This is a genomic window from Streptomyces sp. NPDC088785, assembly GCF_044750685.1.
Taxonomy (GTDB): Bacteria; Actinomycetota; Actinomycetes; order Streptomycetales; family Streptomycetaceae; genus Streptomyces.
Window position 1 is genome coordinate 113,152 of the sequence record NZ_JBIVKH010000009.1, and the last position, 26,400, is coordinate 139,551.

A 26,400-nucleotide genomic window follows, 5' to 3' on the forward strand; every position below is an offset into this window, starting at 1 on the left:
CCAGGCTGTGGGGCATGGACCCCACCAAGGACCACCACGAGGACGCGCCGCGCTCCCGCACCCGGAGCCTGGCCACCGAAGCCGTGCACGCCGGCCGCGACGACCTCGCCGGACTCGGCCTGCACGCCCCGCCCATCGACCTGTCGACGACCTACCCCTGCGCCGACAGCAGGGCCGAGGCCGCCCGGATCGACGCGTTCGCCGCCGACGGCGCCCTCGACGGCGGCCCGCCGGTCTACGGCCGCCTCGGCAATCCGACGGTCGCCCGGTTCGAGACGGCTCTCGCCCGCCTGGAGGGCACCGGGGCCGCGGTCGCCTTCGCCAGCGGCATGGCCGCCCTGACCGCCGTCCTGCTGGTCCGCCGTTCCGCCGGCCTGGGACACGTCGTCGCGGTCCGCCCGCTGTACGGGTGCAGCGACCACCTCCTCGACACGGGCGTCCTCGGCACCGAGGTGACCTGGGTCGATCCGGCCGGGATCGCCGACGCCATCCGGCCCGACACCGGCCTGGTGCTGGTGGAGTCGCCCGCCAACCCCACGCTCGCGGAGGTCGACCTGCGGGCCGTCGCGCACGGCTGCGGCACCGTGCCGCTGCTCGTCGACAACACGTTCGCGACGCCCGTGCTGCAACGGCCCGTGGAGAGCGGCGCCCGGCTGGTGCTGCACAGCGCGACCAAGTATCTGGGCGGGCACGGCGACGTCCTGGGCGGCGTGGTGGCCTGCGACGAGGCGTTCGCGGGGCAGTTGCGCACGATGCGGTTCGCGACGGGCGGGGTGCTGCACCCGCTCGCGGGCTATCTGCTGCTGCGCGGCCTGGCGACGCTTCCCGTACGGGTGCGGGCCGCGTCGGCGACGGCGGCGGAACTGGCGCGGCGGCTGACCCGCGACCCGCGCGTCACCCGCGTGCACTATCCCCGGATCGGCGGCGCGATGGTCGCGTTCGAGGTGGCCGGGGACCCGCACGCGGTGATCGCGGGGGTGGAACTGGTCACCCCCGCCGTCAGCCTCGGCAGCGTCGATTCGCTCATCCAGCATCCGGCGTCCATCAGCCACCGCGTGGTGGCGGCCGGCGACCGCAGGGCCGCCGGGGTCGGCGACCGGCTGCTGCGTCTGTCGGTCGGCCTGGAGGACGTGGACGACCTGTGGGCCGACCTCGACCGGGCGCTGGGCGCGAGGCCCGACGCGGCCGGGGCCGGGGCCAAGGCGGGGGCGGTCCCGGCCGGCTCGGGTCGCGGGGCGCGGCGGGACGGGGAGCGCCCCGGGCCGGTGTCCTCGTCGGCGGGCCGCGCGAGGTGACGCCGGTCGGGGCCGGCGCCGGATCGGGAAGCGACCCGGCCCCGGCCCCGACCGGGTGCGGCGGCCGTCCGGCGCTTCCTACGCCTGGGCGTCCGACTCGTACGGCAGCCGGGAGGCGACCGGCGTCGCGTCGAGGCGCGCGGTGATCACCAGGGTGCCCTCCTCGATCTGGTAGTCGAGCGGCAGGCCGAGGCCGCGCATCGCCGCGACCATGCCGGTGTTGGACGCCTGCGTCACCGCGTACACGCTCTCGCAGCCCGCCTCGACGGCCATCGCGACCAGCCGGCCGAGGAGCTCGGCGCCGACGCCGCGGCGCTGCCAGCCGTCCTCGACGAGGAGCGCCAGCTCCGTCTCGTCGCCGTCCCACAGCAGGTGGCCGAGGGCGACGATCCGGCCCGACGCGGTCTGCGCGGCGAGCGTGCGGCCGAAGCGGGGGCTGAGCAGATGGCCCAGATAGCGGTCGGCGTCGCCGACGGGCCCGTGGTAGCGCATGCTCAGGGTCCGTGCCGAGCAGCGCTCGTGCATCTCCTTGGCGGCCGGCACGTCGGAGGGGTCGGCGCGGCGCACCGTGATCTCGTTGCCCTCGGGCAGGGTCAGCACGTCCCGGCCGCGCGGGACGCGCGGGCCGAGCCGGGTGTCCAGCTCGACGAGGGCGCGGGCCCGCGCGAACTCGGTCGGGGTGAACGGCAGGTACGGCCGCTCCACCGTGATCAGACCGCCGTCCGGAGTGCGCAGCCGCAGCTCCGTGGTGTCGAAACCGCCCTCCGCCGGGGTGCTGTCCGCGGCCTTGGCGGGCAGCGACCTGATGGTGCAGCGGCCGAGCAACTGGCGCAGCGCCAGCGGCAGTTCGGCCGCGTCCTGGGCCGTGCGGGTGGCCAGGCCCAGGATCCGGGTGGGGGCGTCGACCAGGTCGTGGGTGTCGGCGCGCTCGATCCAGGTGTCGGCGCCGCCGGCCCGGGACACGGCCCGGGTCAGCTCGGCGGCGGCCGTCTCCAGCGGGGCGCGCAGCAGGAACTCGTCGACGGTGCCGTCGGCCAGCGGATGCGTCTGGAGGCTGAGGATGTCCACCCGCTGCCGGGCCAGCACCGTGCACAGCGCGGCGAGCGACCCCGGCTCGTCGCGCACCGTGGTCCGCATCCGCCACAGCGTGCTGCCCGCCGGGTCGAGCCCGGCCGCGTCCTGCCGCCCGGCCGCCGTCGCCCCGTCCTGAGGGGCGGCGGACGGCGGGGCGCCGGTATCCGCCGTGGGTGGGGCGTGCTCGTGGCGGCGTGACCACCACACGTGGAACCCGGCGGTGGCGAGCAGCGCCACCGCCGAGACCATGAGCAGCGCGGGACCGTCGGGGCCGTGCCCGATCATGTTCGCCACCGCGTCGGCCACGGCCACCGCCGTGAACAGGGCGGCCAGTTCGACCAGGTCCCGCCGCCAGTGGTGGACGGGACGGCCGTGCTTCACTCGTGTCACATCAGACATGTCTGGACTCATGCATCCACTGTGAAGGAGTGGTGTTGCGCGATCACGAACGATGTGTGTCCGATGGGTAAAGAACGCTTATGCCTGATTTGTTCCTTCACTTGTTCCTTCATCTGTTCCTTCACCTGTTCCCCCTGGCCGGGCTACTGCCCGACCCGTCCCGGCTGGAGCGTCCGGGCGAACAGGACGTCGCCGCCCTCCTGCCGCAGCCGCACGGTCAGCTCTCCGCTCCCGCCGTCGATCTCGACCTCGCCGAAGTACGGCGGCGTCTCCATGGGCGAGGTGTTCGCCCGCGACGGCGCCTTGAGGAACACCTGCTGCGGCCCGAACGTCCCGTCCAGCTTCGTCGCCTGGAAGCCACCCGCCGCCAGCGGCCCCGACACGAACTCCCAGAACGGCTCGAAGTCCTGGAACGCGGCGCTCGACGGCTCGTAGTGCTGCGCCGACGTGTAGTGGACGTCCGCCGTCAGCCACAGCGTGCCGGTGATCCGGCGGTGCTTGATGTGCCGCAGCAGCTCGGCGATCTGCAACTCGCGGCCGAGCGGCGCGCCCGGATCGCCCTGCGCCACCGCTTCGAAGTCCGTGGCGCCGTCGGTCACCACGAGTCCCAGCGGCATGTCGGAGGCGATCACCTTCCAGGTGGCCCGCGACCGGGACAACTCCCGCTTCAGCCAGGCCAGCTGCTCGGCACCCAGGATGCCGGTCGTGTCGTCGGGCTGCCGGCCCGGCGAGTTCGCGTCGCGGTACGTGCGCATGTCGAGCACGAACACGTCGAGCAACGGGCCCTGCCGCAGCACCCGGTACACCCGCCCGTCCGCGTCGCCCGGCGACAGCGTGGAGACCGGGGCGTACTCACTGAACGCCCGCAGCGAGCGCGCCGCCAGCACGTCCGCGCGCTTCTCCGTGTAGCGGTCGTCGTTCAGGAGCTGCCCCGGATACCAGTTGTTGTGGACCTCGTGGTCGTCCCACTGGACGATGGAGGGGACCTGGGCGTTGAACCGGCGCACGTGCTCGTCCAGCAGGTTGTACCGGAACGCGCCCCGGAAATCGCCGAGCGTCTGCGCGACCTTCGACTTCTCCTCGGTGGTCACATTGCGCCACACCCGCCCGTCGGGCAGCGTCACGCTGGGCAGGATCGGGCCGTCGGCGTAGATGTTGTCGCCGCTGCACAGGAAGAAGTCCGGGTCCAGGGCGCGCATGTCCTCGTAGACGCGAAGGCCGCCGCGGTCGGGGTTGATGCCCCAGCCCTGGCCCGCGATGTCGCCCGACCAGAGGAACCGCACGCCGTCCCGGCGCCGGGCCGGAGCGGTGCGGAACGTGCCCGTCACCGGCTCGCCCGTGCGCCGCGGGTCGTCCGGGTCGGCGAGCAGCACCCGGTAGTGGATCTGCTCGCCCGACGGCAGACCGTGCAGCCGCGTCGTCCCCGTGAAATCGGTGTCCGGCCCGACCAGCGGACCGCGCCAGCGCGTCGTCCGCTTGAACGACGCGGTGGCCGACGTCTCCACGACCATCCGCGCGGGCCGGTCCGCCCGCACCCAGACCAGGCCCGAGTGCGCGCCCACGTCCCCGGCCTGGACGCCCCAGCCCGCCGCGGGACGGCCCGACAGGGCGAACGCGGGGGCGACGCCGCCGCCGACCGCCGGCAGGGCGAGCCCCGCCGACGCGGCGAGCGCGCCACGGAGCACCCCCCGGCGGCCGGGGAGCGGATCGGGCCGCGGGACTGACGGACGGTGTGACATGGACGCCTCCGATTCCAGTGACGGGTGTGACGGCGGTGCGGTGTCATGACCGGCGCGCGGCGCCGCGGGGCCACACCTACTGGCTCTCCACGGCGCGCACACGAACCCCAAGTGAACAACCGTGTCCACCGGCGGGGAACCAGGCGCGCGGACTCCTCGGTGCCTACGGTGACGGCCCTCTCCCGGGCGCGCTCCGGGCGGCGCCGGGCCGCCGCGGGGCATCCAACTCCCGCACCGCGCGGGCCAGGAGGCGCACCCCTTCGGTGATGCGGGCGGGGGAGAGGTGGGCGTACCCCAGCACCAGGCAGACGCCCCCGCCGGGCCCGCCGCTGCCGCCCCCGTAGTGGCGCAGCGTGCGCACGGAGACGCCCGCGGCCGCGCACCGGTCCAGGAGGTCATCCTCGCGGCCGGAGTCGACCGGGAGGGCGGCGATGGCGTGCAGCCCGGCCGCGATGCCCGTCACCTCGGCCCTCGGCAGCTCGTCCCGCAGGGCCGTCACGAGGGTGTCCCTGCGCTCCTTGTAGGCCCGCTGGCAGCGGCGCAACTGCCGGTCGTAGTCGCCCCGCTCGATGAACCGGGCGAGCGTCGCCTGGTCGAGCGCGGGGTGGCCCAGGTCCAGATAGCGCTTGCGCTCGACGACCTCCTGGACCAGGGCGTCGGGCACGACCATCCAGCCCAGGCGCAGCCCGGGCGCCAGCGACTTGCTCACCGAGCCCGTGTAGGCGACGCGTGTGGGGTCGAGGCCCTGGAGCGCGCCGACCGGGGCCCGGTCGTAGCGGAAGTCGCCGTCGTAGTCGTCCTCCACGAGCAGGCCGTCCGACGCGCGCGCCCAGGCCAGGAGCTCCGTCCTGCGCGCCGCCGAGTACGCCAGACCCGACGGGAAGTGGTGCGAGGGGGTCGTCACCACCGTGCGGACCCCCGAGGCGCGCAGCGCGTCCACGGCGAGCCCCTCCGCGTCCATGCCGACCCGCACCGCCGTGGCCCCGGCCGCCGCGAAGAGGTCCTCGAACTGCGGGCTGCCCGGCTGCTCCACCCCGATGCGCCGCTGCCCGCGCGCCCGGAGCACGGAGCCGAGCAGCGTCACCGCCTGCGTGACCCCGGCGCACACGATGACCCGCTCGGGGTCGGTCACCACGCCCCGGCGCCGGGTCAGCAGCTCCGCGAGGGCCGTCCGCAGCCGGGGCAGTCCGCGCGGGTCCGGATAGCCGAGCCCCTGGTGCGGCAGCCCGCCCAGGACATCGCGCTGCGCCCCGGCCCAGGCGGCGCGCGGGAACAGCGACAGGTCGGGGCTGCCCGCGACGAAGTCGGCCCGGATCCCCGCGGCCGGCCGCGGCGCCCGGTCCCGGGCCCCAGGCGGCGCGGCCCGCACCGCGTCACCGACCCAGGTCCCGGCGCCCCGGCCGCTGCGCAGATATCCCTCGGCGGTCAACTGCTCGTAGGCCTCCGTGATCAGGCCCCGCGACACCCCGAGATCCCGGGCCAGATCACGGCTCGACGGCAGGCGCGTCCCCGGCGCGAGCCGGCCCGACCGCACCGCGTCGCGCAGGGCGGACCGCAAGGAGCGGCCGCGTGCCCGGGCCGGCGCGGCGGCGGCGGGCAGCAGCAACTCCCAGGAGGGGGAGGGCGCAGGGGTCTCGTTCGTCATGCCGGGGACACTAATGCGGTCCGCTTACCGGTCGCTGACCGTTCGCCGACCACCCCCTGACACACGGCGGGGACGCCCCCGCGGCGGTCCGGAATTGGTCCACGAAGAGCCCCGCCGATTGGTCCTCCTGCGGGACCACTGCGGCTTCTAGCGTCGACCTCATGACCACACCGTCACTTCGAGGCTCCCTGCTCGCCGCCCTCGCCTGCGTCCTGGTCGGCGGCTCCTTCACCGCCAACAGCGTCCTCGGGTCCTACCCGTACGCGGGCGGCCAGTTCCTGCGCTACGGCGCCGCCTGCCTGCTGCTCCTGCCCGGACTCGCCCTCGCCCCGCTGCGCACCCTCACCGGCCGCCGGTGGGCACGGCTCGCCCTGCTCGCCGCCGTCGGCATGGTCGGGTTCAACCTCGCGGTGCTCGCCGCCGAGCGCTCGGCGGAACCCGCCGTCCCGGGCGTCCTCGTGGGCTGCGCCCCCGTCGTCGTCGCCGTCCTGGTGCCGCTCCTGTCCGGGCGGCGGCCCCGGCGGGCCGTGCTGTACGGCGCGCTGCTCGTCGCCGCCGGAGCGTTCACGGTGCAGGGCTGGGGGCGCACGGACGCCCTCGGGATCGCCTTCTCCGTCGGCGCCCTCGCCGGTGAGGTGGGGTTCGCGGTGCTCGCCGCACCCGTGCTCGCGCCGCTCGGCCCGCGTCTGCTGTCGTGCACGGTGTGCGGCGTCGCCGCCGTGGAGTCGGCGGCGGTCGGCGTGGTCGTGGACGGCGCGTCCTGGCTGCGGGTGCCCGACGCCGCGGAGACCGCCGCCCTGGTGTGGCAGGCCGTGATCGTCACCGTGATCGGCTTCGTGTGCTGGTACATGGGCATGCAGCGGATCGGCGCCGAACGCGCCACGCTGTTCTCCGGCCTCATCCCGGTCGCCGCCGCCTGCACGGCGCCGCTGGTCGGCTCGGGCGCGTACGGCGCCGCGCAGGCCGCGGGCAGCGTCCTGGTGGGCGCCGGCGTCGCCCTCGGCTCGGGGGCGTGGGCGGCGGCCCGGCGCCGGCCGGTGGGCCCCGCCGCGGCGGGCGCGCCGTCAGCGGCTGGTGTCGAGCACCACGCGCGCGACGAGCGCGGGGTCGTCGTGCATGGGGACATGGCCGCATCCCGGCAGCCTGACCAGCCGGGCGCCCGGCAGGACCCGCTTGGCGCGCACGCCCTGGCGCCGCAGGAGCAACCGGTCCCGGGTGCCCCAGGCCACCGTCACGGGGATCTCGGGGATGTCGTCGCGGAACTGCACGTCGCGCCCGGCGGCGAGGGTCTGTCCGAAGCCGGTCGCGTTGCGCAGCGCCAGCGTCTCGGCGACCACGGCCTCGGGTGAACGGCGCCCGGGGTGCGCGTAGATGGAGCTGGTCAGCGCCGTCCGACCGGCCGCCGAGCGGGACAGCCGCTCGATCACCGGCAGCGGCAGCGCCCGCGCGCCCCGCCGCATCGCCAGCAGCGTGCCGAACGCGTACCGGCGCTCGGCCTGCGTCCAGAACCCGGCGGGGGACAGCGCCGTGACGGACCGTACGAGCTTCTCGCGGGCCAGTTCCAGGGCCAGCAGGCCGCCCAGCGAGTTCCCGGCCACGTGCGGCCGCTCGATGCCCAGGTGACGGCAGAAGGCGTCCAGGACGGGCGCCACGCTCGACAGGCCGTAGGACAGCCCCTCCGGCAGCGCGGGGGACGAACCGAAGCCCGGCAGGTCCACCGCGATGACGTCGCGCTCGGTGGCCAGGATCGGCAGCACCGGCTGCCACGCCTGCCAGTGGTGGCCTATGCCGTGCAGCAGGAGCAGCGGCTCCCCGGCGCCCGCTCGCTCGTACGTCAGGGTCACCTCGCGCGGTCCGCCGGGGCTCTCGATGGTGAAGGACGCCTGCTCCGTCATGTCGTACGCTCCCTGTCCCCGCCTGCACCGCGACGGCTCTTTAGACTCCCTGTCAGCAACAATTACCGCCCAGTAGCGCCCAGTTCAAGGGGGCGGGGCGACAGCGGTCCTCCCGCGCGCGCGGACGTCCCCGTTCCGCTTGGACAGGAGCGGGCGTCTCGGATGGGATGGGGGCGTGGCCGCAGACACGCCGACCGACGACTCGCTCCACGTCTTCGAGGAGCACCGCCCCGTGCTCATGGGCGTGGCCTACCGCATGCTGGGCCGCGTCGCCGACGCCGAGGACGTCGTGCAGGACGCCTGGCTGCGCTGGTCGCGCGCCGACCGGGACGCCGTCCGCGAACCGCGCGCCTACTTGGTGCGCGTCGTCACCCGTCTCGCCATCGACCGGCTGCGCGAGGCACAGGCACGCCGCGAGTCCTACGTGGGCCCCTGGCTGCCCGAACCGCTCGTCACCGACTTCGGGCCGACCGCACCCGACACCGCCGAGCGGGCCGTGCTCGCCGACTCCGTCTCGTTCGCCGTGCTCGTCGTCCTGGAGTCGCTGTCCCCGCTGGAGCGCGCCGTGTTCGTGCTGCGCGAGGCGTTCGGGCTGCCCTTCGCGGAGATCGCCTCCGTGCTGGAGCGCGGCGAGGGGGCGGTGCGCCAGCTCGCCACCCGCGCGCGCAAGCACGTCGAGGAGCGGCGCCCCAGGTTCGACGTCGATCCGGTCCAGCAGCGCGACCTCACCGAGCGGTTCCTCGCCGCCGCGGCCGAGGGCGACCTCGACGGCCTGCTCGCCCTGCTCGCCCCCGACGTGCGGCTGGTGGGCGACAGCGGCGGCAAGTCCAAGGCGCCGCTGCGCGTCATCGAGTCCGCCGACAAGGTGGGGCGGTTCCTGCGGGGGATCGGGGCGCAGGGCGCCGCTCCCGGGTTCGCGTTCCGCTTCGCCGAGGTCAACGGCGCGCCCGCGCTGCTCGTCCTCCTCGACGGCACAATCGACGCGTTCTTCCAGTTGGGCGTCTCCGCCGGCAGGATCCAGCACGTCTACATCGTGCGGAACCCCGACAAACTGCGAGCTCTGCGGAATCCGGGGTAAGTGCAGCGGTGTGCTTGCGCGTGCTTTCTCATGCAACGTTCATCCACGCCTCGCGAACGCCGTGTGAACACCTTGCGGCCTCGCATGAATGCTCTGCGGCACGACCCCTGTACAGGGCGCAGCCGATCGATGATTGGTCTTGACCAAGTCCCCGGGCGGGCCTACGCTCGCAGAGATAGTGCAGGAACCTTTAATAAACAAGGGCGCTAAAAAGCCGCCGGAACACGGCTGTTGCGGAGGATCAGGGTGGGGACCACGCAGTTGGAAGCGGCGCCGGAGCCGAAGTACTGGCACCTCAAGACCGTGCTCAGCGAGGCGCTCGACTCGGAGTTCGCCGTGGGGGAGATCCTGCCGAACGAGCGCGATCTGGCGGCCCGCTTCGGCGTGGCCCGGGCGACGCTCCGCCAGGCACTCGAACAGCTCGAACTGGAAGGCAGGCTCCAGCGCCGCCGCGGTGTCGGCACGACCGTCGCGCCGCCGCGCGTCGGAGTGGACGTCTCCGCCACCGGCCACGACTGGCCGGGCGCGAGCGGTGACGCCTGGCAGGCCGTCGACTGCGTCCTCGACGCGGCCCCGGCCGCCGTCGCCGACATGCTGGAGACCGGCCCGGACGAGCGCGTGCACATCCTGCGCCGCACGCGCGTCTCGCACGGCCAGCCCGTCGCCGCCGAGCTGCTCTACGTGCCCGCGGCGTCGGTCCCCGACCTGACGGCCATAGACGCCCCCTCCGGCGCGGCACGCGCGCGTGCCGTCCTGCGGGAGTTGCAGCGCCTCGGCCTCGACGGCCAGGACCGCGCGGTCGAGCTGGGCTCGGCCCGCGCCGACGACGCCAAGGAACTGGAGCGCCTCCCCGGCGCCCCCGTCCTGGTGGTGACCACCCGCTACTTCACCGAGGGCACCACGGCGGCCGTCTCCATGGCCACGTACCGCGCGGACACCTGCCGTCTCACCTTCGGCGACACCCCGGACGTGGAGATCCACCACGCCCCCCACACGCAGGCCTCCTGACCCACCCGTCCCACCGTTCCCCGCCCCCGGGGAGGGGTGGGACGCCCACCGCCCGCACGCGCCCCGCCACCACGTACGCGCACGTGAAGCAAACACGTGAAGCAAAGCCGCCGCGACACCCCGCACCACGCAACGGACGCCCGCATGGGCCCCGCCAGGGGCGCGGGGGAACTGCGCGCTCAGCCACCACGTACGCGCACGTGAAATACAGCCGCCGCGACACCCCGCACCACGCAACGGACGCCCGCATGGGCCCCGCCAGGGGCGCGGGGAACTGCGCGCTCAGCCACACCCCACGCGCACCCGCAAGCAGCGCACGCGACCCCCGACGAGAAGGCCCCCTCACGGCCCCGTCACGACCAGCCCCGCCCCGACCGGCGCGGCGGAAGAGGCGGCCCGGCCGCGACGGGCGCGGCGCGGGGACACGTCACCGCCGGGCCGTCACGGTCCCCTCGGTGGCGAACAGCTGCTCCTCGACATGGTCCAATGCCAGACGCAGGGCCCCGGTCGCCACGGCCGCCTCCCCGAGCAACGACAACGCCACCCGGGGCGGCCGCAGGCAGTACCGCTCCAGTTCCCGCCGCAACGGATCCAGCACCCCGTCGAGCCCGGCGGCCCACCCCCCGACCACCACCAGCTCCGGATCGAGCGCGAGCACCAGCGCGGCGACATCGTGCACCAGCCGCTGAATGAACCGCTCCATGGCGGCCCCGGCCTGCTCGTCGCCCTGCCGCGCCAGCGTGAACACCTTCGCCACGGCCTGCTCGTCCAGCGGATGCAGCGGCTCGTCCGTGGTCGACAGCAGCGTCTCGGGCCGCACCCCGCGCCCCAGCAGGTGCAGCGCCCCGATCTCCCCGGCCGCGCCCCCGTACCCCCGGTGCAGGCGCCCGCCGATCAGCGCCCCGGCTCCGGGGCTGAGCCCCGCCATGACGAACACCATGTCGTCCGAGTCGACGCCGGCGCCCTTCCAGTGCTCGGCGACGGCCGCCGTGTTGGCGTCGTTCTCCACGATGACCGGGCACTTGAAGGAGCGCCGCAACCGCTCGCCCAGCGGCAGCCCCGTCCACCCGGGCAACGCCGTCCCGAGCCGGACGGTGCCGTCGGCCTCCACGATCCCCGGACTGCCCACGCCGACCGCCCGCAGCGATCCCCGGGCCACCCCGGCCCGCCGCAGCAGATCGGCGACGGCCCCGCGCAGCCGCTCGATGCGCTCCTCCGCGGGCGCGGCCTCGTCGACGTCCTTGGCGGCCGTCCCGATGATCCGGCCGTCGAGCGCGGACAGCACCGCGGCGACCCGGTGCGGCCCGATCTCCAGACCGAGCAGATGCCCCGCTTCGGCCCGGAAGCGGAACTTCCGCGCGGGCCGCCCCTGGCGCCGCGCGCCCGGTTCCTCGACCGCCGTCTCCACGACGAGTCCGGCCTCGATGAGCCCCTCGACGACACCCTCGACGGTCGGCCGGGACAGCCCCGTCACCCGGGTGATCTCGGTGAGCGTCGCGAAATCCGTGGCCCGCAGCGCGTGCAGCACCACCGCGGAGTTGATCCGCCTGAGCAGAGAAGGATCCCCGCCGGTCAGCAGCCCCAACGTCAGTCCTCCCAGCTAGTGCGCGTGTTCGCCGGATGCTACTCGCCGGGACGGACAGCGGCGAGAGCCGGGTGCACTTCTGTGGCGACCGGCGCTCAGCCGGGCGGCCGGCGAAACGGACGGACCGGGCGTCAGCCCGGCGCGACGAAACCGGATTCGTAGGCGGCGATCACCGCCTGGGTCCGATCGCGGGCCCCCAGCTTGGCCAGCACCGCGCTCACGTGCGACTTGACCGTCTCGGTGCCGACGACGAGATCCGTGGCGATCTCCGCGTTCGACAGCCCGCGCGCCATCAGCCGCAGCACCGCCGACTCCCGATCGGTGAGGGCCGCGCGCGCCATGGCGGCCCGCGCCGCCGGATTGCCGTACTCGGCGGCCAGTCCGCGCAGGGCCGCCGGGAAGAGGAGGGAGTCGCCGCCCGCGACGGCCCGCACGGCGTGCACGATCTCGGCGGGCCGGGCCCGCTTCAGCAGGAACCCGTCGGCGCCCGCGCGCAGCGCCCCGTACACGTATTCGTCGTTCTCGAAGGTCGTGATCACGAGGATCTTCGGCGGGTCCGGCACCGCGCGCAGCACCGCGCGAGTGGCCTCGATCCCGTCGAGCAGGGGCATCCGGACGTCCATGGCGACGACGTCCGGCCGCAGTTCGCGCACCAGCGGCACCACGGCCGCGCCGTCCGCCGCCTCCCCGAGCACCGTGATGTCGGCCTGCGCTTCGAGCACGGCGCGCAGGCCCGCGCGGACCAGGGGCTCGTCATCGACGAGGAGGACGGTGAGCGGCACGGCGCCAGCGTAGATCACGCCACGGGCAGTTCGACGTGCACCTGCCACTCGTCCCCGAGGGGGCCGGTGCGGGCCCGGCCGCCGAGCAGCGCCGCCCGCTCCCGGACCCCGCGCAGCCCGCTCCCCGTACCGCCGCCCGCGGACCCGCCACGATCGCGTACGCCGTCCCCGCGCTCACCGGCCACGGGCGCGCGCCCTCCGGACGCCGCACGGCTCGCGGGCAGCGGATTGCGGACGTCCAGGACGAGGCGCCGGTCCGCGACCTGGAGGGCCACGCTGACCGGGACGGCCCCGCAGTGCCGCAGCACGTTCGTGAGCGCCTCCTGAAGGATGCGGTAGCCCTCCCGGGACACCGCCCCCGGCACCGTCTCCACCGGCCCCTCCACCACCATCTCCACCGCGGCCCCCGAGGCCCGCGCCGAGTCGAGCAGCCGGTCCGCCTCCTGGAGCGTCGGACGACCGCCCGCCGGCCGCTCCGCCTCGCGCAGCACCCGCAGGACCCGCTCCAGATCCTCCAGCGCCGCCCGCCCCGTCTCCTCGATGGCGTCCAGCGCCCGCTCCGTGAACGCCGGATCACCCGCCGCCCGCGCCGCCCCCGCCTGCACCACCGCCACCGTCAGCGCGTGCCCGATGGAGTCGTGCAGTTCCCGCGCGATGCGGTGGCGCTGCAACAACTGCTCGGTGCGCTCCTCCAGCGCGGCGAGCCGTTCCGCGGCCGACGGGCCGAGCAGCGGGGGAGCCGCCCGCGTGAGCAGCCACCCGACACCCGCCACCCCGAACAGCAGGACGAGCACCGGCACCGGGACGAGCAGGGCGCTCGCCGCGCCCAGGTCCGGAGCGGGCAGCACCGACAGGCTTCCGTCCGGCCGTCCCGCGGCGGCCGAGAGCAACTCCAGCACCAGCGCCATCAGCTGTCCGGTCACCAGCGCCACGGACAGGCCGAGGAACAGCCGCAGCACCAGCCAGACGGCGGTCCGCGCCCGGTCGCGCCAGGACGCGGACGGCGCCACCGAGACCCCGCTCTCCGCGCCGCCGTCCGCCTCGCGCGCGTGCCCGCCGGGGAACAGCATCAGCCGCGCCTGGAGGCCCTCCGCGCGCCGGGCCACCGGGACCAGGGCGAACAGCACGAGGAACGGCACGGGAACCACGTAGACGAGGAGCCAGTCGCGTGGCGTCGGCGACGACAGGCCGGGGAAGACCGCGGCGCACACGAACGCGAACACCGCCGCGCACAGCAGATGGAGCCAGCGGGTGTAGGTGACCGTGCGGACCAGCGGTCCCAGGAAGCGGGGCATGGGGGCATCGTGCCAGCGCCCCCGCCCCGCCCGGTTCCCCCGCGCGGGGGAGACGCCACCCGCCGGCGGGGGAGGACCGCGCCCCGGCCCGTGCCCGAGGCTGACGCCATGACCAGCATCGACGTCCAGAACCTCACCAAGGAGTACGGCGCGAAGCGGGCGGTGGACCGGCTGTCCTTCCGCGTCGAACCGGGCCGCGTCACCGGCTTCCTCGGCCCGAACGGCGCCGGGAAGTCCACCACGATGCGCCTCGCCCTCGGCCTCGCCCGCCCCACCGCGGGGACGGTCCTCGTCGGCGGTCGCCCCTACGCCGCCCACGCCGCCCCGCTGCGCCGGGTGGGCGCGCTGCTCGACCCGCAGGCCGCCCACGGCGCCCGGACCGCCCGGGACCACCTGCTGGCGCTCGCCGTCGGCAACGGCCTTCCCGCGCGCCGCGTCGACGACGTCCTCGAACAGGCCGGCATCGCGGCGGTGGCGAGGCGCCGCGTGAAGACGTTCTCCCTCGGCATGCGGCAGCGGCTCGGCATCGCGGCGGCCCTGCTCGGCGATCCCGACGTGGTGCTCCTCGACGAGCCGGCCAACGGGCTCGACCCCGAAGGGATCGTCTGGATCCGCGAGTTGCTGCGCGACCTCGCGCGCGAAGGACGCACGGTCCTGGTCTCCAGCCACCTCATGAACGAGACCGCGACCTTCGCCGACCACCTCGTCGTCCTGGGCCGCGGCCGACTGCTCGCCGACCTGCCGATGCCCGACTTCATCGCCGCGCACAGCACGCGCCGCGCCCACGTGCGCACCACCGACCCGGAACGGCTGCGCGCCCTGCTCACGCGAGCGGGCCACACCGTCACGCTCGCCGCCGACGGCCGCTGCACGGTCGACGGCGCCCGCGCCGCGGAGATCGGCGCCCGCGCCGCCGCCGACGGCCTGCCCGTCCTCGAACTCGTCGACGAACAGGTCTCCTTGGAGCAGGCCTACCTCACCCTCACCGCCCGCGACACCGAGTTCGCCGCGACCTCCCTCCAGGAGGCGTGACCATGCCCGGTACCGCACGCCCGTCCACTGCCGCCACGCCCTGGTCCGGCGCTCCCGGCGCCGTCAGCCCTCTCGCCGTGCTGCACTCCGAATGGATCAAGGTCAGATCGCTGCGCGGCAGCCTCGGCTCGCTGATCGCCGTGTTCGCGGCCACCGTCGGCATCACCGTCCTGGTCCGCGCCACCGTCGGCAGTGCCGTGACCGGCAGCGGTGACGACGTCCTCCACGGCGCCTTCTACGCCCTGGACTTCGGCCAGATCGCCGCCCTCGCCTTCGGCGCCACCGCCGTCTCCTGCGAGTTCCGGGACGGAGCCCTGCGCGTCTCCCTCACCGCAGTCCCGCGCCGCGGCCTGTTCTACGCGGCGAAGACCACGGTCGTCGCAGGCTGCGCGTGGGCCGTCGGCACCCTCACCACCCTCACGGCGTTCGTCGCGGGACAGGCCTTCCTGGGCGACGACGCGCTGACCCTCGGCGACCCGGGCGCGCTGCGCGCCTGCCTCGGCGGCGGCGCGTACCTCGCGCTCATGGCGCTGTTCGCGGCGGGCCTGACGGCCGTGCTGCGCAGCGCGGTGGTGGTGCTCAGCGTCCTCGTACCGTTCCTGCTCCTCGTGTCGTTCGTGATCGGCGACGTGGCGGGCCCGGCCGCCGACTATCTGCCCGACCGGGCCGGACAGCAGGTCCTGCGCCTGCACGCCGAGGGGCCCCTCGGCCCCTGGACGGGACTCGCCGTGACCGCGCTGTGGGCCGCCGCGGCCGTCCTCGCCGGCTGGTGGAGCGTGCGTCGCAGGGACGCCTGAGGCGCGGGCGGCCCGTTGTCGGTGGCGGGCGCTTTACTGGAACGGTGAACCTCGCCGAGCAGTGCGCGGCCATCGACCTGCTGTGGGCGTCCCCCTTCCCGGACGACCACGGCAGATCCACCGCGGGCTGGGGCGGGCCCGGCTACGCGGTGGCGGAGCTGACCCGGCGGCACGGCGCGCGCGAGGAGGCGGAGGACCGCGCGGACGCCGACCGCGACGACCTGTCGGCGCTGCTCGCGCAGGGCTGGGGAGCGCCGTACCGGTTCAGCCTGTGGAGCGTGCACACCCGCGCGCTGGAGCAGGGCGCCGTGGTGTCCGAGCCCTGGGGCTGGCTCAGTGCCTGCGCCCAGGAGCTGCACTCGTGGTGCGTCGGCGAGCGCTGGGTCGCCCTCGCCGTGGCCCACCAGGGCGACGACCCGTCCTACCAACTGCTGGCCGTCGTCACCGATGTGGCGCCGCCCTAGGCTCTGTCCGGCGGATCGTGGCGGCATTGCTCCCGGGCCATGCGCAGCACTCTGACGGAGCATGCCCAGTGGTTACGGCGACGAGTACTACCCCGGACAGGCGCAAGGGTGGCTTCGTCCCCTGCGAGCGGCAGCGTTTGTTGAGCAGCCTGGGAGGTAGGTGGTGCTCCGCTGGCTCGCTGATCGGCTCTGGCTCAACTTCTATGGTCCGTGACTGTAGGTCACCGATTAGATCTCGAACAGGGCTTCCTCCTGTGGCGGGATTGGAGGGTCAAGGACGTTGCGGAGGCGGGTGATGTCCTGGCGCCACTGCGGCCAGTTCGCGGCTTGTGCCCACTGTTCGGCGAGTTCAGACCGGTGGGAGACCACTTGGTCTAGGGCGTCGACGGCGAGCATCTGAAGGTCTTTAGGCAATTCCGGTAGCGGCTCTGATGGGCCATAGTTCGGGCACGCTGGATCGCCGTCAGGATGCTGGGCAACGACCAGGGCTGCCGCGCCCACGGCTCGCTCGCCGTCGTAGATTTCCAGGAAGTCCGTCGGCCCGGCGGCGCGCTTGAGCACGCCGCGGATCATGGCTTCGCGTTCTTCCAGTGCTGCCTCGTCCAGTTCATCGGCGAAGTCGGCGGCGGTGTCGTTGTCGAAGGGGCCGATGTCCCAGGTGCCCATGTCTCTCCTCGCGCGGTTGCCTGGGGATCGTCGCACTGGTCACTGACAGTGCTATATCTGCCGCTTGATCATTTTGATGCGGTTGGCATGGCCTTCGACTGCGCCGAGCTCCAGGGCAGGTGAGGCCGGCGATGACGGCGTCGCGGTCGCGGTCGATGCCTGCGGCGGGGTGTGGAGGCTGGGCAGGTCGTCCCGCTGGACGGCGGCCAGCCAGTCCGGGAGTTGCTCGCCTTGGCGCTCGGTGAGCATGACTGCGAAGGCGCGGTCGTGCCGGGTGGGTGCGTCGATCTCGGGGCATTGGGTGCGGACGACTTTGAGCAGCAGTTGTTCGGCCTCGGGGAGAGTTTCCGGTCGCCGGAGAAGCCATCCGGCGACGGTGCGGGGCGAGGGTGGACGTGGGGCCATCGGTCGCGGTGAGGTGCGCTTCTTGTGCAGGTAAGCGCGGACGCGCTGGTAGCTGCCCTTGTAGCCGAGCGGCATGTTCTCTTCCCACAGTCGGTCATCCAGGTAAGGCTTGTAGTAATCGAGGACCGACCCCGCCTTGAAGGGCTCTTCGACGCGCGCCGGCCACTGTTGGCAGGGGACCGCGGGATGGCTGCTGAGTGAGCGCCAGGTCGAGGTGCTTGATGCTGTGGTGATCACGCGTGAACTGCTGGGGGCGGGCCCCACGTCGCTCGCGGAGGCGAAGACCATCGTTGTGGCGAGCCCAGGCAGGGGGGCGTGAGCTGAGGGTGCACGAGCAGATCATGGACGGCTTGGGGCAGAACGCCGCCCTCGGCCAGTGAGAACCGGGTGGTCGGCGCCCCGCCGCCCATGCGGGGTTTCAGGGAACCGTAGACGGCCTTGGCTGGCTCTTCGGCTCGCGCCCGTGTGGAGGCGAGGCGGTAGACACCTCATGGTGCCACGCGGTCAAGCCGGGGTCGTGAGAGGCCGATGTAGCCTTCTGACTGTTCGATTGCGGGCAGGGGGTGGGGATGCGATGGACGTAGTGCGGGTCATGGAGTCGTTGGCAGAGCAGGGTGTGTCGGTGCTGTTCAAGATCGACGCCGAGCGCATGCGCGATGCGACGAAGCCTTGGACCTTCGTCGCGAGCGGAGCTCCGCTTCAGGATGGTCTCCTGGTTCGCACGGACGCCGCCTCTCTGGAGGCGTGCCTGGAGGTCTGCCTTCCGCGGCTGCGTGAGTCTGGTTTGGTGATTCCCGATTGACGGGTGCGGTCCAGGGCGGGCAACAAGCTGTGATTGAGCTTCCCGAAGGGTCTTGGTGGGACTGGGACATCGTCACCTGGGCCCCCGGGCGGTTGCGTTTGGGCGCCGGGCACGACATCTCGTATGCCCACGGCCTGGAGTTGGTGTTCAGCGATCCGGTCTTTGTCACGTGCCCGGCAGCCTTCCAGGATCCCGCGTTTCGTGCGCCGACGCCTGACGAGGTCCGGCTCATTGCCCGGCAGGTCGGCGAGGCACCTCCCGTACTAGTTGCTTTCGAGGCCGATGCGGGCGGGCCGAGTCTCGCTTCCGGGCTGGTCGCGGCTGGGCGGCTCGACATCGTCCAGGGAACCGTCTTCCGGTACTGGCGCGAGAATCTCGCGGCCGGGGAACGTCTGGCTCCTTGGGTAGAACCACCGGTTTGATTGGTCCTCCATCTATGCGGCGGCCGCACCAAGTACTTCGCTTGAAGGTGGGAAGCAGCGAGTTCGTCGAACAGTCGGCGGTTCTTGAGGCAGTGGTGGAGCTGGCCGAGCAGCCGGTTTAGAGATTGCGCTGGGCGGTGGCGTGCCAGTCGGAGTGCTCTTCGCTTCGGCGTCGGTAGTGGGCTTCGGCTCCCATGGAGGCCGTCAGGGAGGCGAAAGCCTAGAGGAGGCGCCGGCGTAGGCTTTCAGGCCACGGGCGTCAGCGATCGGGGTGCGATCGTCTCCGATCTCGGCCAGCACACGGGCACCGAGCTGGGTGCCAAGGCCGGGAAAGCCGAGGATGCTCTCCGCGTCAGGATGCTGCGGGAAGGCTTCCTCCACCACCTGGGCGAGTTTGTCTGCGGCGGCGGCGAAGTCGACCGCGACGATCACCGGGACCTTCGCTGGATTGCCATCAGCCCAGGCCGCAAAGGCGTCACGATCTACCTGAGTGAAGTCGAAGACGTTGGCAGCGAACCTTCTTCGACGTATCTGTGTTTCCGTCCCTGGACGCCGATGACGAGACCTGAGGAAAGGAGATCGCCACTATGTCGACTCCGCAGGACGCACTGCTTAGGGCCTGCAGCGAGCCCGGCGTGAACCCTGACTGGGTCCTCCAGGGAATCGTCTGCGATGAGTATCGCGATTTCCGGATCGCCAGAAGCAACGAACGCCCGACGACCCAATGAGCCCAGGTGCCACCCCCAGCAGCGGCGTGCCCACCAGCCGTCGTCCAGTGAGGCAGTCATGTCTCGCAATTCGCGCGCAACCCGCGGAGGCCGGGCATGGAGAGCGAGCTCGAGGTTCGCGCGTTCATCGGTCGTATAGAAGGGATTGCAGAGCGGGCATCCGCAACCACCGGAAAGGGCGAGCCGCGGACGATGGGCTATCCGTGACCACTGCCGAAGGGCTTGAGCTACCGCGCCAGGCCACAGTCGGTCTCGTTCAAGGCGAGCGGCCGCGGCTGCAAGCTTGCCGGAACCGCCCGCGAACCCAGGCTCTGACGCTCCAGGCGACCGCTACCTGGAGAAACGGCTAGGGCCGGAAGGCACTCGACGAACCCCCGGCAAGCACTCGACAGAGGCCCGGCCACGCATCGGCATCGGCAAGGCAAGCCCTCCGCGAGGCACGTAGGCCGGTACCGGGCGGACCCGGGGCGCGCGGCGGGAACTCCCGTGCCACCATGGCATCTTGATCAGCAGCGGCACCCCTCATCACCACCGCACGCGGCACCCCGGCAGGACCGCGGGAACGGAGACCACATGAGCGACGACAGCGCGCAGCAGGGCATCGAGCAGCGGATCTCCGCCCACATCGCGCACAACGCCCGCGTGTGGAACTACTGGCTCGGCGGCAAGGACCACTACGAGGTCGACGAGCAGGTCGGCGACATGGTCACCGCCATGTATCCGAGCATCGGCGAGGTCGCCCGCGCCGACCGCGCCTTCCTCGGCCGCGCCGTCACGTTCCTGGCCGGCGAGGCGGGCATCCGGCAGTACCTGGACGTCGGCACGGGCCTGCCGACCGTGGAGAACACGCACGAGGTGGCCCAGCGCATCGCCCCCGACGCCCGCGTGGTCTACGTCGACAACGACCCGATCGTGCTGACCCACGCCCGTGCCCTGCTCACCAGCTCCGAGCAGGGCGCCACCAGCTACGTCGACGCCGACGCGCACGACCCGAGGGCGATCGTCGAGGCCGCGTCGCGCACCCTCGACCTCGACAGGCCCGTGGCGATCATGCTGCTCGGCATCCTGAACTTCGTCCTCGACACCGAGAAGGCCACGGCCATCGTGCGCGACCTCGTCGCCGCCGTCCCCTCGGGCAGCTACCTCGTCCTCACCCACCCCACCCTGGAGCTGGGCGGGGAGGGGAACGAGGCGGCGATGAAGTTCTGGAACGAGAACGCGACGCCGCCCATCACCGCCCGCACCGGCGCCGAGGTGGCGGCGTTCCTCGACGGCCTGGAGCTCGTCGAGCCCGGCCTCGTCTCCTGCGCGCGCTGGCGCGCCGACGGCACCGAAGAGGGCCCGCTGGTCGCCCAGTTCGGCGTCGTCGCCCGCAAGCCCTGACCCCGGGCCAGGGGCTCCGGGGGCCTGCCGAAGGTCCCCGGAGCCCCTCAGCTCACCCCGTGAGCGCCGCCGGATCCGACGCCGACAGCAGGCGCGCGTACCGGTCCCGCCAGGGCAGCGCCTCCTCCAGGGCCGCGCTCAGCGCGATCAGGGTCGCCTCGTCCGCGGGCCGCCCGACGAGCTGCACCCCGATCGGGACGCCCTCCTCGGCGGTCCAGTACAGCGGCACGTTCACGGCGGGCTGCCCGGTCATGTTGTACGGACTCGTGAACGCGCTGAACGCGCTCTGCCGGTACAGGTTGACCAGCGGATCGCCGGACTCGTCGAAGTACTCCACGGGCCGCGGCACGGTCGCCAGCGTCGGCGTGAGGACGACGTCGTACGCGGCCGTCGCCCGGACCGCCCGCCGCGCGGCGCGCTGCATCCCGGTGATCGCGGCGGCGAACCGCGCGCCCGACACCCCGCGCCCGTACTCCCGCCAGGCCCGCGTGACGGGCCGCAGCAGCGCCTCGCGGTCCGCGTCGACCGCGTACCCGAGCGACTGCACGCCCCACGCCGACACGAAGTGGTCGCCGATCCCGGGGCCGAACGGCGTGGGGATGTCCTCCACGACGTGCCCGAGGCTCTCCAGCAGCGCCGACGCGTGCTCCCACGCGGCCAGGCACTGCGGGTCGACGGTGACGCCGTCCGCCGCCGGCGTCGCGTACCGGCCGATGCGCAGCCGCCCGGGAGCGCGGTCGGCGTGGCCGAGGAAGGTCTCGCCCGCGGGCAGCGGCGGCGCCCAGTGCGGATCGCCCGGCTCGGGCCCGGCCAGCACGTCGAGGAGGGCCGCCGCGTCCCGCACCGAGCGCGCCAGCGGCCCCTGCACCGCCAGCCCGGTGACCTCGGCGCCCGCGGGGCCCGAACTGACCCGCCCCCGCGACGGCTTGATGCCGAACAGACCGCACACGCTGGCCGGGATCCGGATCGAGCCGCCGCCGTCGCTCGCGTGCGCTACCGGCACCAGCCCGAGCGCCACGGCGACCGCGGACCCCCCGCTGGACCCGCCGGCCGAGAGCGTCGGATCCCAGGGGTTGCGCGCCGGGCCCGTGATGTCGTTGTCGGTGTAGCAACAGCAGCCGAACTCGGGGGTGTTGGTCTTGCCGAGGCCGACCAGACCGGCCGCGCGCAGTCGCGTGACGCTGTGCGCGTCGGCCGTCGGCACGTGCGCGACGAACGCCTTCGAGCCGTAGGTGGTCGCCACACCGGCGGTGTCGGTGAGGTCCTTCACCGCCGTGGGCACCCCGTACAGGGGGGAGTCCCGCACGGCGTCCGGGCGCTCCCGCAGCGCGGCCGCCGCGGCGAGCGCCGCCTCGGGGGTGCGGGTCACGAACGCGCCGTAGGCCGCGTCGAAGGCCTCGGCGCGGGCGAGGTGGTGGCGGACCAGGTCCTCGGGGCCGAGGTCGCCGGCGCGGACGGCGGCGGCCTGCTCCAGCGCGGTGAGCGCGTGCGGTGCGGTGGGGGTGCTCATACGGTGCTTCCCTCCTGGGCGTCGTGCCGGATCCCGGCGACCTGACGGGCCACCGACTCCTCGTGCCGCTCCAGGTCGCGCCGGGCGTCGCGCGGGCGCCACCGGCCGGTCATCACGAAGACGAACGGGACGAACAGCACCTGCCCGCCCAGGCACACCCACCACCAGGTCTGCCAGGCGCCGGGGTTGTCCGCCCCCGCCTGCCGCACCTCGTCGCCGTGCTCGCGCAGGATCTTCAGCTGCGGCGCGGCCTCGCGCACGGTCCGCAGCCCGTCGTCGCCGACCTCCCGCCGGGCGCGGGCGAGCAGCGCCGGGGGCACCTCGCCCGGCCCGTACCGGTCGAGTTCGGCGAACAGCTTCGGGTGGGCCCCGGTGACGGCGAGCGCCGGAGCGGCCTGGACGGACGCCGCCCGCACCTCGGTGCCGTGCTCGATCAGCGGGGTCACCGTGTTCACGACGAGCGGGACGCAGGCGGCGGAGAGAGCCACCGTGATGCGGACGATCCAGCCCCAGATCGCCAGGCCCGTCGCGGTGGCCGCCGGATTGTGCCGCTCCACGGTCTCGGTGAAGCTCGCCATCCACGGCGAGTAGGCGATCCCGCTGGTCACGCCGATCCCGGCGACGATGAACGCGAACGTGTAGTAGCCGGTGTGCGGCTGGGTCGCGTGCAGTGTGAAGGCGAGGGTGAACCCGATCGAACCGAGCGCGCCCGCCAGCATGAACGGCTTGCGCACCCGCAGCCGGTCGGAGAGCAGCCCCGCGAGGACGAGGGAGATCGCGTTCGCGCCCCAGTACCAGTTGAGCAGGGCGTTCGCGCGCTGCGCCGAGTATCCGAACGTCGTCGAGAAGTACAGGACGAAGTTGCCGACGGCCGCGTAGTACAGCAGCAGGTACAGGCCGATGGCGACGGCCGAGCCGATGACGTCGAGGCGCATCATCTGCTGCCACTGGCCGTGCAGCGCGGCATCGGTGTCGATGCCCTTGGCGCGGGCCTCGACGAGGGCGCGGTCGCGCAGGCTCACCATGATCTGGTCGCGCAGGGCCGGCGCCAGCTCCCGCAGCCCGAACAGGGCGATCGCGAAGAGCACGAGCCCGCTGATGCCCGCGAAGCGGATCTCGTCCTGCCAGCTCGTCCCGTCCCCGTACGTGCGCGAGGTGACGGCCGTGACCACCAGGGAGCCGATGATCGGCCCCATCGTCCAGTAGCCCATCGCCGAGGCGCGGCCCAACTGCGGGGAGAAGTCGCGGATCAGGGCCGGTGTGGCGACCAGGATCATGCCCTCGACGAGCGCGACCGCGCAGTAGAGCAGCAGATAACTCGTTCTGCCGGGCGCGTGCGGCAGCGCGAACGTCGTCAGCAGGCCGACCACCAGAAGCCCGTAGACCACGATGTTGGCCCGGCCCCAGCGGTCGGCGAACCCGGCCGCGAGGGAGGCGAACGCGCCGACGGCGTTCGCGGCCACCGAGATGTAGACGAAGTACAGGAACGTCATGTGGTACTCGGCGATGATCGCGGTCGACACCGCGTACTGCACGTACAACTGGTAGTACAGGACGACCGTGACGAGCACGACGATCGCCAGATACCAGTAGCGGGCGCCACGTTCGGGATAACGGTCGAGCCGTCGTCCGCCCGGCCCCCGCAGCGTGAACGAGATCGACACCTTGCCTCCTGTGCTGGTCGGCGGCGCGCCGGGGTGCGTGCTCGCCGCCGCGAGGCTAGTACCGACTGGTCGGTACGTAGAAGGGGTCGGGGCGATATTTGTTGATCGGCCCGGAGCCGCGCGCCGGGCCGGCGGGCCGTCGCACACGGAAGCCGCCCGCGACGGGCGTCCGGCGTCGGACGGTCACGGGCGGCTTCAGATGGCTTCGGGCGGCTGGCGCCGCCGCGGTGCGGGGGGCGTGTCAGAGGATGGCGCCCGGCGTGTAGCCGGCGGCGTCCGGGTGCTGCTTCACGATCTCCTCGACCCGGCCGACGACCTGGCCGACCTGGCCCGCGGCGGCGCCCGTGAACGACAGCTTGTCCGCCATCAGCGCGTCGAGCCGCGCGCGGTCCAGCGGGATCCGGGGGTCGGCGGCGAGCTTGTCGAGCAGCTCGTTGCGCTCGGCACCCTGCTCGCGCATGGCGAGCGCGGAGGCGACCGCGTTCTCCTTGATGGCCTCGTGGGCCTCCTCGCGGCCGACGCCCGCGCGCACCGACGCCATCAGCACCTTGGTGGTGGCGAGGAACGGCAGGTAGCGGTCCAGCTCGCGCGCGACGACGGCCGGGAACGCGCCGAACTCGTCGAGCACCGTCAGGAACGTCTCCAGCAGGCCGTCGAGCGCGAAGAACGCGTCCGGCAGCGCGACCCGGCGCACCACCGAGCAGGACACGTCGCCCTCGTTCCACTGGTCGCCCGCCAGCTCGCCGGTCATCGACGCGTAGCCGCGCAGAATGACCATGAGGCCGTTGACGCGCTCGCAGGAGCGGGTGTTCATCTTGTGCGGCATCGCCGACGAGCCGACCTGGCCCGGCTTGAAGCCCTCGGTGACCAGCTCGTGCCCGGCCATCAGCCGGACCGTCTTGGCCAGCGAGGACGGCGCGGCCGCGAGCTGCACCAGCGCGGTGACGACCTCGTAGTCGAGGGAGCGCGGGTAGACCTGGCCGACCGAGGTGAACGCCTGCGAGAAGCCGAGGTGACCGGCGATCCGGTCCTCCAGGTCGGCGAGCTTCGCGGCGTCGCCGCCGAGCAGGTCGAGCATGTCCTGCGCGGTGCCGACCGGGCCCTTGATGCCGCGCAGCGGATAGCGGTTCAGCAGCTCCTCGACCCGGCCGTACGCGACGAGCAGCTCGTCGGCGGCGGTCGCGAAGCGCTTGCCGAGCGTGGTGGCCTGCGCGGCGACGTTGTGCGAGCGGCCCGCCATGACCAGCTCGCCGTACTCGCCGGCCAGCTTGCCCAGACGCGCCAGGACGGCGACGGAACGGTCCCTGACCAGCTCCAGCGAGAGCCGGATCTGCAACTGCTCGACGTTCTCCGTCAGGTCGCGCGACGTCATGCCCTTGTGGACCTGCTCGTGCCCGGCGAGTGCGTTGAACTCCTCGATGCGGGCCTTCACGTCGTGCCGCGTGACCTTCTCGCGCTCGGCGATCGAGGCCAGGTCGACCTGGTCCAGCACCCGCTCGTAGTCGGCGATCGCGCCGTCCGGCACCTCGATCCCGAGGTCCTGCTGGGCCTTGAGGACGGCGAGCCAGAGCCTGCGCTCCAGCTTCACCTTCTCCTCGGGGGACCAGAGGATGGCGAGGTCGACGGAGGCATAGCGTCCGGCGAGGACGTTCGGGATACGGGGCTTTGCAGGCGCAGTCACGTGTACGGAGTTTACCGGGCGTCCCTACAGGCTCAGAACCGGCCGAGGAGTGGAGGAACCTCCAGGTCGCGGGCGCGGACATCACGCGCGAACCGGGTGAACGGCGCGCCGTGCGCGGCGTCGGGGTGCCGGTGCCGGGTAGGGAGGAGAGGTCGCCCGGCGCGGAGCGCGCGGGGGAGAGCGAAGGGAGCTGGGACGGATGGCCGCCTGGGAGTACAGGGTGCTGAAGTACAAGCTGCGGATGAAGGGCTTCGACTACGAGCAGATCGAGAAGGACCTCAACGAGCTGGGCGCGGAGGGCTGGGAGGCGTTCAGCACGATCGCTCCCGGCTACGGCACCGGCCAGGCCGTCGAGCTGGCCGTCGCCGTGAAGCGCCCGCGCGCGTGAGCGGGGCGGCCCGCCGGGACCGGCGGCTGCGCTTCGACGGCTGGATCGCGGGCGCCGGCACGGCCTCCGGGACCCGGCTGGTCGTCGGGTACTGGCCCCGGTCGCCCTGGGGCCCGTTCGCCGACGTGATGGTGGAGGCGACCGACGGGCGCCGCGAACTGCTCGCGCCCACCGCGCAGGTCGCCGACTTCGTGGCGGGGACCTACTCCTTCGACACCGTCACGCACTGCCCGGTCACCGTCGAGCCGGGCCCCGCCGCCTGGCGGGTGAGCGCCGGACCCCTGCGGCTGCGCCTCACCACCGGGCGCCGGGACCCGCTCGGCCACCTGCTGCGCGCCGTCCCCCGCCGGGTCGCGGCCGCACCGGCCTGGGCCGCCGTGTGCGACCTGCCCGCCCGGCTGCTGATGCCCGGCGTGCGCACGCGCGGCAGCGCCGGGGGCGGGCGGCGCGAGTGGTACGCCGCGCTCGACCACCGGCCGCTCACCGCCGTCGACGCCACCTGGGACGGCGCCGACCTCGGGGCGCTGCGCCCGGTGGACCCGCCCGTCCGCTTCGGCTTCGGGTCCGTGCCGCGCGGGCCGTCGCTCACGCGCGTCGTCTCCACGGTGGAGCTGCCCGCCGCAGACCTCGCACGCACGCAAAATCTCAACAGAAGTACGTAGA

23 protein-coding genes and 2 pseudogenes are annotated in these 26,400 nt (G+C 73.5%); 12 read left to right on the forward strand and 13 right to left on the reverse strand.

The window, feature by feature from the left end; genetic code table 11:
• Positions 1–14 precede the first annotated feature (14 nt).
• Positions 15–1,295 (forward strand): trans-sulfuration enzyme family protein, encoded by a 1,281-nt coding sequence (locus tag ACIP5K_RS23980; RefSeq protein WP_401412485.1) that lies wholly within the window; start codon positions 15–17, stop codon positions 1,293–1,295.
• A 78-nt stretch (positions 1,296–1,373) separates the two neighbouring features.
• Here ACIP5K_RS23980 and ACIP5K_RS23985 read toward each other — a convergent pair whose 3' ends face one another.
• From ACIP5K_RS23985 to ACIP5K_RS23995, 3 genes are all read right to left on the reverse strand, one after another.
• Positions 1,374–2,768, reverse strand: a complete 1,395-nt coding sequence (locus ACIP5K_RS23985) for a GNAT family N-acetyltransferase (protein ID WP_401412486.1) — start codon at positions 2,766–2,768, stop codon at positions 1,374–1,376.
• A gap of 143 nt (positions 2,769–2,911) precedes the next feature.
• The gene (locus tag ACIP5K_RS23990; protein WP_401412487.1) at positions 2,912–4,507 is read right to left on the reverse strand and encodes an alkaline phosphatase D family protein; all 1,596 of its coding nucleotides are present in this window, start codon (positions 4,505–4,507) and stop codon (positions 2,912–2,914) included.
• A 163-nt stretch (positions 4,508–4,670) separates the two neighbouring features.
• Complete coding sequence (locus ACIP5K_RS23995; RefSeq protein ID WP_401412489.1) at positions 4,671–6,152, reverse strand: PLP-dependent aminotransferase family protein; 1,482 nt, start codon at positions 6,150–6,152, stop codon at positions 4,671–4,673.
• Positions 6,153–6,313: 161 nt separating this feature from the next.
• Between ACIP5K_RS23995 and ACIP5K_RS24000 the strand changes: the two are divergent.
• Positions 6,314–7,141 (forward strand): annotated as a pseudogene (locus tag ACIP5K_RS24000) (EamA family transporter); the annotation flags it as partial.
• A gap of 75 nt (positions 7,142–7,216) precedes the next feature.
• Here ACIP5K_RS24000 and ACIP5K_RS24005 read toward each other — a convergent pair.
• Positions 7,217–8,047, reverse strand: a complete 831-nt coding sequence (locus ACIP5K_RS24005; RefSeq protein ID WP_401412491.1) for an alpha/beta fold hydrolase — start codon at positions 8,045–8,047, stop codon at positions 7,217–7,219.
• Between the two features lie 175 nt (positions 8,048–8,222).
• Here ACIP5K_RS24005 and sigJ point away from each other — a divergent pair, with 175 nt between their 5' ends.
• Both sigJ and ACIP5K_RS24015 read left to right on the forward strand, forming a co-directional pair.
• On the forward strand, positions 8,223–9,125 hold the full coding sequence (gene sigJ / locus ACIP5K_RS24010; protein WP_401412492.1) for an RNA polymerase sigma factor SigJ: 903 nt from the start codon (positions 8,223–8,225) through the stop codon (positions 9,123–9,125).
• Between the two features lie 246 nt (positions 9,126–9,371).
• Entirely contained in the window at positions 9,372–10,133 is a 762-nt protein-coding gene (locus ACIP5K_RS24015) for a GntR family transcriptional regulator (protein ID WP_401412494.1), read from the forward strand.
• Between the two features lie 427 nt (positions 10,134–10,560).
• Here the strand turns inward: ACIP5K_RS24015 and ACIP5K_RS24020 are convergent, their stop codons facing one another.
• The 3 genes from ACIP5K_RS24020 to ACIP5K_RS24030 all read right to left on the reverse strand — a co-directional run bounded on the left by ACIP5K_RS24020 (position 10,561) and on the right by ACIP5K_RS24030 (position 13,795).
• Complete coding sequence (locus ACIP5K_RS24020) at positions 10,561–11,718, reverse strand: ROK family transcriptional regulator (protein WP_401412495.1); 1,158 nt, start codon at positions 11,716–11,718, stop codon at positions 10,561–10,563.
• A gap of 131 nt (positions 11,719–11,849) precedes the next feature.
• Positions 11,850–12,500 (reverse strand): response regulator, encoded by a 651-nt coding sequence (locus ACIP5K_RS24025; RefSeq protein ID WP_401412497.1) that lies wholly within the window; start codon positions 12,498–12,500, stop codon positions 11,850–11,852.
• 14 nt (positions 12,501–12,514) lie between these two features.
• Positions 12,515–13,795, reverse strand: coding sequence for a sensor histidine kinase (locus ACIP5K_RS24030; RefSeq protein ID WP_401412498.1), 1,281 nt, complete (start codon positions 13,793–13,795; stop codon positions 12,515–12,517).
• 108 nt (positions 13,796–13,903) lie between these two features.
• Between ACIP5K_RS24030 and ACIP5K_RS24035 the strand changes: the two genes are divergently transcribed.
• The 3 genes from ACIP5K_RS24035 to ACIP5K_RS24045 are packed head-to-tail and all read left to right on the forward strand — an operon-like array spanning position 13,904 to position 16,088.
• Positions 13,904–14,827, forward strand: coding sequence for an ATP-binding cassette domain-containing protein (locus tag ACIP5K_RS24035; RefSeq protein WP_401412500.1), 924 nt, complete (start codon positions 13,904–13,906; stop codon positions 14,825–14,827).
• Positions 14,828–14,829: 2 nt separating this feature from the next.
• A complete protein-coding gene (locus ACIP5K_RS24040) occupies positions 14,830–15,624 on the forward strand; it encodes an ABC transporter permease (protein ID WP_401412502.1) in 795 nt (264 codons plus the stop codon).
• 44 nt (positions 15,625–15,668) lie between these two features.
• The gene (locus tag ACIP5K_RS24045) at positions 15,669–16,088 is read left to right on the forward strand and encodes a hypothetical protein (RefSeq protein WP_401412503.1); all 420 of its coding nucleotides are present in this window, start codon (positions 15,669–15,671) and stop codon (positions 16,086–16,088) included.
• Positions 16,089–16,316: 228 nt separating this feature from the next.
• On the opposite strand, the gene ACIP5K_RS24050 is transcribed toward ACIP5K_RS24045, so the two are convergent.
• Together ACIP5K_RS24050 and ACIP5K_RS24055 are read right to left on the reverse strand one after the other, a co-directional pair.
• Complete coding sequence (locus tag ACIP5K_RS24050; RefSeq protein WP_401412505.1) at positions 16,317–16,754, reverse strand: DUF4259 domain-containing protein; 438 nt, start codon at positions 16,752–16,754, stop codon at positions 16,317–16,319.
• 51 nt (positions 16,755–16,805) lie between these two features.
• Complete coding sequence (locus tag ACIP5K_RS24055) at positions 16,806–17,396, reverse strand: hypothetical protein (RefSeq protein ID WP_401412507.1); 591 nt, start codon at positions 17,394–17,396, stop codon at positions 16,806–16,808.
• Positions 17,397–17,751: 355 nt separating this feature from the next.
• Here ACIP5K_RS24055 and ACIP5K_RS24060 point away from each other — a divergent pair, with 355 nt between their 5' ends.
• Both ACIP5K_RS24060 and ACIP5K_RS24065 read left to right on the forward strand, forming a co-directional pair.
• Positions 17,752–17,961 carry a hypothetical protein gene (locus ACIP5K_RS24060; protein ID WP_401412508.1) on the forward strand — a complete coding sequence of 70 codons (210 nt, stop codon included), beginning with the start codon at positions 17,752–17,754 and terminating at the stop codon, positions 17,959–17,961.
• A 29-nt stretch (positions 17,962–17,990) separates the two neighbouring features.
• Positions 17,991–18,383, forward strand: a complete 393-nt coding sequence (locus ACIP5K_RS24065) for a hypothetical protein (RefSeq protein WP_401412510.1) — start codon at positions 17,991–17,993, stop codon at positions 18,381–18,383.
• A gap of 228 nt (positions 18,384–18,611) precedes the next feature.
• Here the strand turns inward: ACIP5K_RS24065 and ACIP5K_RS24070 are convergent.
• Positions 18,612–18,788: pseudogene (locus ACIP5K_RS24070) on the reverse strand (IS110 family transposase); the annotation flags it as partial.
• Positions 18,789–19,684: 896 nt separating this feature from the next.
• Between ACIP5K_RS24070 and ACIP5K_RS24075 the strand changes: the two are divergent.
• On the forward strand, positions 19,685–20,494 hold the full coding sequence (locus ACIP5K_RS24075) for an SAM-dependent methyltransferase (RefSeq protein ID WP_401412512.1): 810 nt from the start codon (positions 19,685–19,687) through the stop codon (positions 20,492–20,494).
• 52 nt (positions 20,495–20,546) lie between these two features.
• Here the strand turns inward: ACIP5K_RS24075 and ACIP5K_RS24080 are convergent, their stop codons facing one another.
• The 3 genes from ACIP5K_RS24080 to purB all read right to left on the reverse strand — a co-directional run bounded on the left by ACIP5K_RS24080 (position 20,547) and on the right by purB (position 25,349).
• The gene (locus ACIP5K_RS24080; RefSeq protein ID WP_401412514.1) at positions 20,547–22,004 is read right to left on the reverse strand and encodes an amidase; all 1,458 of its coding nucleotides are present in this window, start codon (positions 22,002–22,004) and stop codon (positions 20,547–20,549) included.
• The gene (locus ACIP5K_RS24085; protein ID WP_401412516.1) at positions 22,001–23,668 is read right to left on the reverse strand and encodes an MFS transporter; all 1,668 of its coding nucleotides are present in this window, start codon (positions 23,666–23,668) and stop codon (positions 22,001–22,003) included. The genes ACIP5K_RS24080 and ACIP5K_RS24085 overlap by 4 nt, the downstream gene beginning before the upstream one ends.
• Positions 23,669–23,909: 241 nt before the next feature.
• Positions 23,910–25,349: an adenylosuccinate lyase gene (gene purB, locus ACIP5K_RS24090; RefSeq protein ID WP_401412518.1), complete on the reverse strand. Its 1,440-nt coding sequence runs from the start codon at positions 25,347–25,349 to the stop codon at positions 23,910–23,912.
• 199 nt (positions 25,350–25,548) lie between these two features.
• Between purB and ACIP5K_RS24095 the strand changes: the two genes are divergently transcribed.
• Both ACIP5K_RS24095 and ACIP5K_RS24100 read left to right on the forward strand, forming a co-directional pair.
• Positions 25,549–25,737 carry a DUF4177 domain-containing protein gene (locus ACIP5K_RS24095; RefSeq protein ID WP_401412520.1) on the forward strand — a complete coding sequence of 63 codons (189 nt, stop codon included), beginning with the start codon at positions 25,549–25,551 and terminating at the stop codon, positions 25,735–25,737.
• Entirely contained in the window at positions 25,734–26,399 is a 666-nt protein-coding gene (locus ACIP5K_RS24100) for a hypothetical protein (RefSeq protein ID WP_401412522.1), read from the forward strand. The genes ACIP5K_RS24095 and ACIP5K_RS24100 overlap by 4 nt, the downstream gene beginning before the upstream one ends.
• Position 26,400 lies beyond the last annotated feature (1 nt).